An 11,550-nucleotide genomic window follows, 5' to 3' on the forward strand; every position below is an offset into this window, starting at 1 on the left:
GGATAGGGGTTCAATTTGAGGTGGCACTGGCTGCCTTTGATGGGGCCGGCACCAGTACGCCCGTAGCCGAGTTTTTCAGCTTGAGATATTCACGTGCTGCGTCATTAACCTGCTCTGCGGTAACCTGCTTTATTCGGTTGGTCCACCCCAAAGTGTGTTCAACCGACTGCCCGATGGCAAAAGCAGCACCAAAGATGTAGGCCAATCGGAACTGGCTGTCGATGGCGTATACATTGCTGGCAACCAGTTGCTTGCGCGCGCGCTCGACCCGTTCTTGTGAAACGCCATCGTTGAAAAGCTTGTGCAACGCCGCATCCAGAGCCTCTTCGGCGACTTTCACATCAACCCCCGGTGCCGGTGCAACGCTTATGCTAATTTCACCACCGTCCAGTGTGTCGCCATTGTGCCACGATGACACCTGCGAGGCGATCTTCTGGCGAATGACCAGTTCGGTATAAAGGTAGGATGAAGAGCCGCTGCCAAGCACCTGGCCCAGGATATCGAGTGTGGCAGACACACCCGGAGGTGCCTGATTGACGCCGGGCACAAGATACTTGCGGGAAATGGACGGGCTGGCGACACGCGGGTCGGACATTTCGACACGCTTGGCGGCAATCGGCGTCGGCTCCTGCGTCCGCAGGCGCTTCGGGGTCGGTACGGTGTTTTCCAGTTTGCCGTAATACTTGACTGCAAGTTCGTGCACCTTTGCAGGATCCACATCACCGGCCACGACCAGAGCGGCATTGGACGGTGTGTAATACTTGCGATAGAATGCCTGGGCGTCAGCGGCGGAGAGCTTTTCCACCTCGGACATCCATCCGATCACGGGACGACCGTAGGTATGGGCAGTGTAAGCGGCAGCTGAAAGCTGCTCGCGCAGCAGTGCGGAAGGATTGTTGTCGGTGCGCGAGCGGCGTTCTTCCTTCACCACTTCCAGTTCGGTCTTGATGTCCCTGTCATCGAAAACAGTATTTGCAAATCGATCAGCACCCAAATCCATGACCAGTTCGAGCCGATCGGTCGCGATGCGTTCGAAATAGGCCGTGAAGTCGTAGCTGGTGAAGGCATTGTCCTCGCCGCCGTTCAGACGGATGACTTTCGAGAATTCACCGGGTTTCAGGCGCTTGGTTCCCTTGAACAGCAAATGCTCAAGATAGTGAGCAATACCGGATTTACCCAGCTCCTCATCGGCAGATCCGACACGAACCCAAACCATGTGAGTGACCACAGGTGCGCGATGGTCCGGAATGACAAACACCTTCATGCCGTTATCGAGGGTGTATTCGCTGACTTTGACATCCAGCGCACGCGCGGGGATAACTGTCACGGCCATTACAAGCACCAGCGCTAACAGGGCCAGGGATGCAGAACGGCCCTTTTCAGGCAGGCTGAGCAAAACAGATTTGAGCAAGGTAAACTCCCGATTGGCAACACGAAGCCGTTAAATGCTTATTGATTCACCTGTCTATGCGCGGGTTTTTCACAGGTCCATCCGAGCCTATGAAGTTTTCCTGACACATAAGCCGATCAGCTTTCCGGTTAGCGGTTGTTACACTCGCACCCCACACTGATCCAAGCAAATCACCTGCGCGCACTATGCATGAAGCGGTTTTTGAACGCTACTGAACTATTCGTAACCAATTTTGTGTTTCCGCGTGTGCGACTTTCAGGCTTCAGCGCCCCGATAATTTGCAGAACATCGACCAGATCAGCGTGATCGATCAATTCACAAACCTCAATCGCCCTAGTTACTTGACCAAAATTCGCCTGAATTAAACACGGTACCGTAATTCGGGTTTTTTGAGCGCTCCAGCTCGATTTTCTTGGCGCGTGCTTCCTTGTCCAGAACCGACTGCTTCTTGCGGGTGCCGTCGGCATTGTATGGATTTATGCCATGACGCAGATACGGTTCGTCTGCAGGGTTCCGGCTTTGTATGACACTGTTGGATATGCCGGCTGTGGTGTCACGCGGTTTCGGCGGCGCTTGATAGGCCTGTTGCTGCTGAGCAGGTGCGGTTGCGGAATTCTGCCAGGCCGGCTGCTGTGTTTGCGGCTGCGGTGGCGGCGGTGCCTGATAGGTTTGGTTGGTGGCCCGCTGACCCTGCTGGACCTGCAAACCATTGCCGGTGTAGGCCGGCGCGTTAGCGGCTCCCGGTTGGCGCAAAGACAGATCAGGAGGAACAGACAGCGGCTGATTGCTTACAATCGCGCCGTTCTCTTCACCACGATTACCTGAATCGAAGGCATCCAGGACACTGGTTTCCGAACACGCTGCCAGAAACGGCAGAGCAATAAGTGCCAGCCCGGTTCGCATGTTAAACTTAAGCGTCATCTCAGAAACACTCCCATTGCAATTCATGGCCACCATCAGTACGCGACCAAAACATGCGCCACGCCTGACAGCCGTTTAGGGCAAAAGCATGGCCGGATACAGTAACACAAAATCACTTATCCGTCTGTTTTTCCTCGTGCATCAACGAGTCATACATCAGCACCAGCACGCCTGCAACGATGGCCACATCGGCGATGTTGAAAACATACCAGCTAAATCCGGCGACATAGAGGTGGAAAAAGTCCGCAACCGCCCCATGCACCAGCCGGTCAGTCGCGTTGGCGAGCGCGCCACCCAGCACCAGTCCGATCGCGGCCGCGACCAGCGGCTTGGCCTGGCGGGCAAGCCATACCCACAACAAGACCGCCACCGCGACGGACAACACGATCAGGATCCACCGTGTCGCCTGGGAGTGGGACGCAAACCAACCATAGGAAATGCCGTAATTCCACACCATGACCAGATCAAAACCCGGAACCACCTTCACGGGCTGGTACCGGGCGATGTCGAATATGCTGATCATGTACCATTTATGCACCTGATCGACGAAGTAGGTCAGCGCCGCCAGTACTGCACCAACCGCAGACAGACGGCCCCACATCGCAGGTCTGGAGATCATCAAACGGTCACACCCAGCCTGGCCCATTCGCGCAGGGCATCAGCGTCGCGTGGCGTCACGTCGGGATACTCCGCATCGCTGCCAACCTCGGGCAGCACTTTCCAGGACCGGGCACACTTGGTGCCCGTGGCCATTGCCGGGATAACCGAGACACCGCGCACTTCGTCCAGCCGGTAGGCATCTGCAGGCCCTTCGCCCTGCTCGACGGCTGCAGCGGAGGTGATGCAGATTTCGGCCATGTCGATGTCGCTGACCGCAGCAGACAGGGCTTCATCGGCAATATGGACAATCGGCGCGGACTCCAGCGACGATCCGATACGCTTCTCGCGGCGTTCGATTTCCAGCGCGCCGGTAACCACGGAGCGCACCTTCATGATTTTCGCCCATTTGGCCTCAAGTTCCTGATCGCGCCAATCGGCGGACACTTCCGGAAACTGGACCGTATGGACACAGGCGTCTTCGCCGTGGCGCTGGGTCCAGGCCTCGTCGCAGGTGAACACCAGGACCGGTGCCAGCCACGACACGAGACAATCGAAAATACGATCAATGACGGTAAGCGCGGCCCGGCGCTGCATGGACGACGGCGCATCACAATACAGCGCATCCTTGCGCACGTCGAAATAGAACGACGACAGATCCGTGGTCATGAAGTTGGACAGCGCGGAATAGATGCGGCGGAAATCAAACTCGTCATAGCCCTTGCGCACCACACCGTCGAGGCGGGCAAGGTGTGACAGCATCAGGCGTTCCAGTTCCGGCATGTCGGCGTCGGATACCTTGTCTTCCGGTTTGAAATGCGCCAGCGAACCCAACATCCAACGCACCGTGTTGCGCAGCTTGCGATAGGCATCGACATTGGTCTTGATGATTTCCGGGCCGATGCGCTGGTCTTCCGCATAATCAACCGACGCCACCCACAAACGCAGGATATCGGCGCCATATTGCTTGATCACGTCCTGCGGTGCCGTGGAATTGTTCAGCGACTTGGACATCTTGCGGCCCTGCTCGTCCATGGTGAAGCCGTGAGTGAGCACCGTGTCGTATGGGGCCCGCCCCCGCGTGCCGCAGGATTCCAGCAAGGAGGAATGGAACCAGCCGCGATGCTGGTCGGAGCCTTCGAGATACAGGTCAGCCGGCCATTTCAGGTCTTCACGCTGCTCCAGGCAAAAGGCATGGGTGGACCCTGAATCAAACCACACGTCCAGAATGTCACGCACCTGCGTCCATTCATTGGTCGAATAGTCGCCTGCCAGAAAACGCTCCGCAGCCCCTTCGGCATACCAGGCGTCAGCTCCATCTTTCATGAAGGCATCAAAGATGCGCTTGTTGACAGCCTCGTCCTTGAGCACCTCGCCTGCCTCATTGGCAAACACGGCGATGGGTACACCCCAGGCGCGCTGGCGCGACAATACCCAGTCGGGCCGGTCTTCGATCATGCCGCGCAAACGGTTCTGTCCGGCAGCCGGCACAAAGCGGGTTTCATCGATTGCCTTGAGCGCGATGTTGCGCAAGGTGGAGCCGTTCAGGTCGCGGTCCATGTAAACAAACCATTGCGGCGTGTTGCGGAAGATCACCGGCTTCTTCGAGCGCCAGGAATGCGGATAGGTGTGCTTCAACCGGCCACGGGCAAACAGCATATTGGTTTCGATCAAGGCCCTGATAACGGCTTCGTTGGCCTTGCCCTTGTCACCCTTGTCGGTGATGACCTGTTCGCCTTCAAAACCCGGTGCATCCTTGGTGAAGCGTCCGTCCGGTCCGACGGTAAACGGGATTGACGGATCGATGCCGCGCGCTTCCAGGTCGGTTGCGTTGTCCATCCAGGCGTCAAAATCTTCCCGGCCATGACCGGGTGCGGTGTGCACGAAGCCGGTGCCGGCATCGTCGGTCACGTGATCACCGTTCAGCAACGGCACATCGAAATCATAGCCCCTGCCGCGCAAGGGGTGCGCGCAGGTAACGACCGACAGGTCGTCTGCCGTGACATCCGACAGGCGCTTGTACTGCAGCTTGGCCTTGGCGAAGGACTCTTCTGCCAGATTGTCGGCAAAGACAAGTATCTCGCCGGCTTGCGGTCCGAAATCGTTCTCCGCACCGGTGACTTCATAAAGACCGTAACTGATCCGGTTGGCATAGGAGATCGCCCGGTTGCCGGGGATCGTCCACGGTGTGGTTGTCCAGATAACGACGCAGGCGCCCTGCAAAGCGTCTGCTCCGGCAACCACCGGGAACTTCACCCATACCGTGTCGGACTGGTAATCCTGGTACTCGACCTCGGCTTCGGCCAGCGCGGTGCGTTCCACTACCGACCACATGATCGGCTTGGACCCGCGATACAGCTGGCCTGACATGGCAAACTTCATCAGCTCTTCGGCGATGCGGGCCTCGGCCTCGAAGTTCATCGTCAGGTAGGGATCGACGAAATCACCGACCACGCCAAGGCGCTTGAATTCTTCCGTCTGGACACCGATCCAGTGCTTGGCGAACTCGCGGCACTCCTCGCGGAATTCATTGACCGGCACGTCGTCCTTGTCCTTGCCGGCAGCGCGGTATTTTTCCTCGATCTTCCATTCGATCGGAAGCCCGTGGCAGTCCCAGCCCGGCACGTAATTTGAGTCATAGCCGCGCATCTGGAACGAACGAGTGATCAGGTCTTTCAGGATCTTGTTGAGCGCATGGCCGATATGAATGTTGCCGTTGGCATAGGGCGGGCCGTCATGCAGCACGTATTTCGGCCTGTCCTTCGACTGCTCGCGCAAAGTCTTGTACAGGTCCATGCCTTCCCATTTCGCCAGGATTTCCGGCTCTTTCTTGGGCAGGCCGGCGCGCATGGGAAATTCGGTCTTGGGCAGGAACAGCGTTGTGGAATAATCGCGTTCCGTCTTGGTATCGCTCATGGTAAAAATGCTTCCAGAAGTGCAGCGTCGCGCGCGTTCTAGCAGTGTTCGCGAAGGGATGGAAGGCGGCTATGCAGGGACCGTGTCCGGCATACCATCTGCGCGGAGGAAAGCGCGGGAGAGAATAACAGCGGTAAGCGCGGTCGCATATGCCTGAACTGTTAAGCACACCGACAACGCAAAAACTGCCAGTGGCTGAAAAACCCCGTCTTCGTTCCAAAACTCGTCATTGTAATCAACCGGGATCAACAGCAGAATCCAGAGCGCCAAAGACAAGGCCAGGACTACACCCGGACCAATTATCAATCTGCCTGCAATCCAACCGAATTGCATCTTGCCTCGTTTGACTGCTGCCCCCACGCTGCGCGCTCTATCTGCAACAAAAGCAGGTAAAACAGTCCCCAACAATACGAACACAGGCAGCCCCAGAATTGCGAATGCGGCGAGCCCGTACACAAAAAGCATTTCTGACTGTCCTGTTCCGAACACGGACGCAAAAGTGAACATCAGTACGGCGCTTGCAACCAACATCAGAGAAGCTATGCCAAACGATCTCATCGTAAAACCGATCATCCGGAAACCGTTCGTATCGGCGTTGCTATCGGGAGCCAACAATATCTGGGCATGAACGACGTATGCCAGGCAAGACCACAAAAACATTGATGCAAACGATCCACCAGATTCGGTGATGCCCATCGCCTCGATCAACAACTCGCCAAAAACCACAAGCGCCACAAACTTGCGTGCACTGATACCCTGTAGCCAGGCCTCTGCCCACATCCCGCGTCGAAATTCCATGCCGCCCCACGAATCATATTTGTACGAACTTTACCTTGACCCGTTTCGCTGCCGGAGTGAAGGTTCACGGCATTCAACACCAGATAGCAACGAGACCATTCATGAGCACCCTCCACACAGTACCCGCGCGGCGCGGTAAGGCCGCTTTTGTCAACAAGGGCCAGTCGATCAAGATCATCAATACCCACGGCACGCAGGTCGTTGACTTCTGGGCATTCGTGGCCGGTCACCTGACCGAGTTCACCGGCATGGAGCAATGCCGCGCGACCTGGCAACACCTGTATCCGCAAACCGGCGATGCGCTGTATTCAAATCGCCGCCGCGCGCTGATGACCCTGACCGAGGACACCTCGCCGGGCCGCCACGACACCCTGATGGCCCCGTGTGACAACGAACGCTACGGGCTTCTGGGCTGCACCGACTATCATGACAATTGCAAGGACAACATGCACGCAGGGCTTGCCGAACTTGGCTACACGGTTCCGTTTACGCCGGGGTCCATCAACCTGTTCATGAACATTCCCTGGCAGCAGGACGGTTCTCTGTCCTTCGACCCTGCCCTGTCCAAACCAGGCGACTATGTGACCCTGCGTGCCGAGATCGATGTGATCGCGGTCATGTCATGCTGTCCGCAGGACATTCTCGACATCAACTCGCAGACCACTACCGAAGCGCACTTCGAGATTCTGGACTGATTGCAACGGACCCCTGATCATGGCCTCATCTGCCCACGCCGAACACCTTTACCAGACCACGATCAAACTCTTCGGGTCGGAACCGGAGCCGCCGTTCGAGGACGAGCGCAGGCTGCTGGCGGACTGGGGCCGCAAATGGGGCGTCGACAATGATGTCGGCAAAATCCGCTCTATCCTGATGCACCGCCCCGGCTCCGAACTGGGCATGGTCGATCCGGCCAAGAAACTGGAAGAGACCGGCACGTTCGGCGACCTGGAAGAAGGCTGGTACTGGCAGTCGGACGAAATACCGCCGGCAGACGACATGCGCGCCCAGCATGACCAACTGGTGGAGGTTTTACGCGCTGAAGGTGTCGAGGTGCATTTCCTCGACGGCGGTACCGACCGGTTGTTAAAGGCGTGCTACACGCGCGATCCGGTGATCATGGTCAAGGGCGGCGCAATCGTGTGCCGCATGGCGCCGCGCATCCGCCAGGGCGAGGAACTCATTGTCACCAGGACACTGGCCAACCTGGGCATCCCGATCCTGCGCACCATTCATTCCAACGGCATGCTGGAAGGCGGCAGCTTCGCCTGGCTCAACCCGCAGACCGCCGTGGTGGGCCGCTCGATCCGGGTCAATGACGAGGCCATCAGCCAGCTGGACGACGTGCTGAAGCGGCAGGGAGTGGAACTGATCGTTGTTGATCTGTGCGGTTACCTGATCCACATCGACGGTGCTTTCGTGATGGTGGATCATGACCTGGCGCTGGTCGACCCGACACAACTGCCGTTCTGGTTCCTGGAGCGGCTGAAGGAGCTGAAAATCCGAACCATCGAGATCACACCCGCCGACAATGGCTGGATCATCAACGGGCTTGCCGTTGCACCCGGGCGCTACATCATGGGTGACGGCGCCAGCAACCGCACCCTGGACGCCATACAGCAGGCAGGCGTCGACATCATCCCGGTGCAGTACCACAAGATGCAACTGAACGGCGGTGGCATCCACTGTTCCACCACGCCGCTGGAACGCGACAGCCTATAGGGTCCTTAGCCTGTCTGGGCCACAGCACCTTTCGGTTTCAAGGCCAGGGCAAATGCCCCATTGCCTGCGGTCAGCACTGCGATGCAGATCACCAGCAGCTTGGTGTACTTATGCTCGATGCCGAAGGCTTGCGTCATGAAACCGAGATTGCTGGTTTCCAGGTAGTACAGCACCGCGCCCGACATGGCCGCGACGAAAGCCACGTGAAACGCCCACAGGGACACCCGCCTGCCGCCGATGATGCAGAACAGGATGACAGGCGTCAGGAACATGGATGCGGTGCCGGAGATGGCAACGGCGGCGTAAAGTTCCTTGGTATCGAGCAGCAGGAAGGCCAGGCCGCCGATCATGAACACCAACATGGCGATGCGACCGTTGAACAGCGTGGGAGCGGCAAGCCCCATATCCTTGATGGCAAGCTTCGATGCGCTCGACAAGGTTGAATCGAGCGTGGAAACCGCTGACACGATGAGTGCCAGGTTGAGTATCAGCATGGTTGGCTCACCCAGGGTACGGGTCAGGACAGCCAGCATGGCCTCACCCTCGCCGGCCTGTGTTCCGGCATAGACCCCGAGCAGTGCAAACAGGAAAATACAGCCCATCGACAGCCAACCGGCATGCAGGAAGGATTTCCAGGTGGTCCTGCGGTCGGCAAGGAAACCGCGGTCCATCATCACCGGGTCATGCATGGGATAGGAAATCACCTGCATCATGGCGACCATCAGCAGGATCCAGCCCGGATCCGAAACCGGTCTTGCAGTGTCGCCAATCAGTGAAATCGACCAGCCGGGCGCACCGACAAGCGCGAATACCAGCACCGCCAGCATGACCAGAAAGACACTCATCTGGAAGACATCGGTGCGCAATGAGGACTGCAGGCCACCGAGCATGGAATAACCCAGCGTGAATACTGCCGCCGCACTTGCCGCCAGCAGGTACAAGGTCGAGCCCTCCGCACCGAACAGGGTGCCGATCACGATGAGGTTGGCAAACACCTCCGACAGCAGGCGCAGGGCAACAACCAGGTTGTATGCGGTGGTGCCGGACGATCCGAAGCGATCCGCCAGGAACGCCTGCACGGAATCGAAACCGTGCCGGAAGCGGATCTGGTCGACGATGACGGCGCCGGTGAAAAACGACAGGTAATAGGCTGTGTAGGCGAGCGCACCGCCAATGCCATAGTAAAAACCGAGAATGGCTGCGGTGAGCAGCGAACGGGCAAAAATCCAGGTGGTCACCTGCGAAAACACCAGTGTTACCATGGAAGGCGCGGCACCATCGGCGCTTTGCCCGGCATAGAACCCGTCTACCGTGCGCTGGCGCGGGGTCAGCAAAAATGAAATTACGGCAAGCACACACAGTGTCAGCAGCAGGGGCGTCATCATTGATCAAAAAGGTCCTGGACAAGGTTGGCAACAGGACTTGCACATTGACCAATCCCAAGCCCCGCACAACACACATTTGGATCATCTGTTCGTGAATGCTAAGACTGGGAACAATCAGTCAGTAAAGGACACCGGGTCATGAGTGGATTTTTCTCGAAATTGTTCGGCGGCGGTGGCGAAAAGTCCGCGCCCGCCTTTGAAACAGAAACCTACAAAGGCTATGTGATCGAGCCCAAGCCGAAAGGTACCAGCGGCACCTATAACATCGCCGGCAGCATCCGCAAGGAAGACGATCCGGACGGACCGTCGCACGACTTCATCCGGGCCGATACGTTCACCTCAACCGAAGAGGCTGCGCGCTTTTCCATCATCAAGGCCAAGCAGATCATCGACCAGCAGGGCGAGCGCCTGCTTAACTAGCGCGCGCAGCGTTACCCGCTCCACTTGGTGCGCATGGTGACCAGTTCTTCCGATGCTGTCGGGTGCACTGCCATGGTGGAATCAAAGTCTGCCTTGGTGGCGCCCATCTTGACCGAAATCCCCAGCAACTGGGCCATTTCGCCTGCGTCAGGTCCCATGATGTGACAACCCACGACCTTGTCGGTCACAGGTTCCACAATAAGCTTCATCAGCATTCTCTCGTCGCGGCCCGACAGGGTGTGTTTCATCGGTCGGAAGGTCGATTTGTAGATGTCCACGTCGCCGAATTTTTCGCGCGCCTCGGCCTCGGTCAGGCCGACGGTTCCGATCTCAGGCTGCGAGAACACCGCGGTCGGGATCAGCGAGTGATCCATCCTGATATCCTTGCCATCGAACAGGTTGTCGGCAACGGCATGACCTTCACGGATGGCGACCGGTGTCAGCGCCACCCGGTCGGTGACATCGCCCACCGCATAGATGTGATCGACATTGGTCTGTGAGTATTCATCAACCTTGATGGCGCCGTTGGCCCTGGTTTCGACGCCGGCATGTTCAAGGCCCAGCCCTTGCGTATAGGGCGCACGGCCGATGGCGAACATGATCTGTCCGGCCTCCAGCACCTCACCGTTCTTGAGTGTCCCTTTAAGCACCTCGCCGTGCTTCTCGATCTTGGTAAAGACCTGGCCCGTGACGACATCAATGCCCTTCTTTTTCATTTCGGCGGTCAGATGATCGCGAACATCGTCGTCGAACCCGCGCAGGATCTTGTCGCCGCGATACAGAAGCGTTGTGTCCACACCGAGGCCTGCAAATATGCCTGCAAACTCGACCGCGATATATCCGCCACCTGCAATCACGATGCGTTCGGGAAGCGCTTCCAGGTGAAACGCCTCGTTTGACGTGATCACATGCTCGATGCCGGGCAGTTGCTCATCAACCTTCACAACACCACCGGTGGCAATCAGAATGTATTTCGCTGTCACATGGCGCTGTTCAGCGACCAGAAACACCGAATGGGGATCACGCATTTCAGCCCGGGTGTTGAACAGTTCGACGCCTGCCTTTTCAAGATTGGTGATGTAGATCTTGTTGAGCCGATCAATCTCCTTGTCCTTGTTGGAGATCAGGGTCCACCAGTCAAAAGACACTTTTTTCGTGGACCAGCCGAAGCCAACGGCATCTTCAAAACTCTCCGCAAAATGGCTGGCATAGACGAACAGTTTCTTCGGCACGCAACCGCGGATGACGCAGGTGCCGCCATAGCGGTACTCTTCCGCAATGCCAACCCTGGCACCATGAGTGGCGGCGATGCGGGCAGCGCGAACGCCGCCGGACCCGCCGCCAATGACGAAGAGATCGTAATCGTACTCAGACATGGAG

Annotated in this window: 10 protein-coding genes; 3 read left to right on the top strand and 7 right to left on the bottom strand. The window is 57.7% G+C overall.

All coding sequences use genetic code 11. The features are described 5' to 3' along the window. Nucleotides 1–10 precede the first annotated feature (10 nt). The 5 genes from DHN55_RS13775 to DHN55_RS13795 all read right to left on the bottom strand — a co-directional run bounded on the left by DHN55_RS13775 (nt 11) and on the right by DHN55_RS13795 (nt 6,643). Entirely contained in the window at nt 11–1,411 is a 1,401-nt protein-coding gene (locus DHN55_RS13775; protein ID WP_337660301.1) for a M16 family metallopeptidase, read from the bottom strand. Nucleotides 1,412–1,744: 333 nt separating this feature from the next. Continuing rightward, nucleotides 1,745–2,332 carry a hypothetical protein gene (locus DHN55_RS13780; RefSeq protein WP_337660302.1) on the bottom strand — a complete coding sequence of 196 codons (588 nt, stop codon included), beginning with the start codon at nt 2,330–2,332 and terminating at the stop codon, nt 1,745–1,747. 112 nt (nt 2,333–2,444) lie between these two features. Then, a complete protein-coding gene (gene lspA, locus DHN55_RS13785) occupies nt 2,445–2,951 on the bottom strand; it encodes a signal peptidase II (protein WP_108882067.1) in 507 nt (168 codons plus the stop codon). Beyond that, the gene (ileS, locus tag DHN55_RS13790; protein WP_108882068.1) at nt 2,951–5,845 is read right to left on the bottom strand and encodes an isoleucine--tRNA ligase; all 2,895 of its coding nucleotides are present in this window, start codon (nt 5,843–5,845) and stop codon (nt 2,951–2,953) included. The genes lspA and ileS overlap by 1 nt, the downstream gene beginning before the upstream one ends. 69 nt (nt 5,846–5,914) lie before the next feature. Further along, the gene (locus DHN55_RS13795) at nt 5,915–6,643 is read right to left on the bottom strand and encodes a hypothetical protein (RefSeq protein ID WP_337660303.1); all 729 of its coding nucleotides are present in this window, start codon (nt 6,641–6,643) and stop codon (nt 5,915–5,917) included. 101 nt (nt 6,644–6,744) lie between these two features. Here DHN55_RS13795 and DHN55_RS13800 point away from each other — a divergent pair, with 101 nt between their 5' ends. After that, nucleotides 6,745–7,338: a DUF1989 domain-containing protein gene (locus DHN55_RS13800; RefSeq protein WP_108882070.1), complete on the top strand. Its 594-nt coding sequence runs from the start codon at nt 6,745–6,747 to the stop codon at nt 7,336–7,338. A gap of 19 nt (nt 7,339–7,357) precedes the next feature. Beyond that, nucleotides 7,358–8,365, top strand: a complete 1,008-nt coding sequence (locus DHN55_RS13805) for an arginine deiminase family protein (protein WP_108882071.1) — start codon at nt 7,358–7,360, stop codon at nt 8,363–8,365. 5 nt (nt 8,366–8,370) lie between these two features. Here the strand turns inward: DHN55_RS13805 and DHN55_RS13810 are convergent, their stop codons facing one another. After that, nucleotides 8,371–9,750, bottom strand: a complete 1,380-nt coding sequence (locus DHN55_RS13810) for a sodium:proline symporter (RefSeq protein WP_108882072.1) — start codon at nt 9,748–9,750, stop codon at nt 8,371–8,373. A 138-nt stretch (nt 9,751–9,888) separates the two neighbouring features. Here DHN55_RS13810 and DHN55_RS13815 point away from each other — a divergent pair, with 138 nt between their 5' ends. Further along, on the top strand, nt 9,889–10,170 hold the full coding sequence (locus tag DHN55_RS13815; RefSeq protein WP_108882073.1) for an HlyU family transcriptional regulator: 282 nt from the start codon (nt 9,889–9,891) through the stop codon (nt 10,168–10,170). Between the two features lie 11 nt (nt 10,171–10,181). Here DHN55_RS13815 and gor read toward each other — a convergent pair whose 3' ends face one another. Next, the gene (gene gor / locus DHN55_RS13820; protein WP_108882074.1) at nt 10,182–11,546 is read right to left on the bottom strand and encodes a glutathione-disulfide reductase; all 1,365 of its coding nucleotides are present in this window, start codon (nt 11,544–11,546) and stop codon (nt 10,182–10,184) included. Nucleotides 11,547–11,550 lie beyond the last annotated feature (4 nt).

Source organism: Anderseniella sp. Alg231-50, assembly GCF_900149695.1.
Lineage (GTDB): Bacteria > Pseudomonadota > Alphaproteobacteria > Rhizobiales > Aestuariivirgaceae > Anderseniella.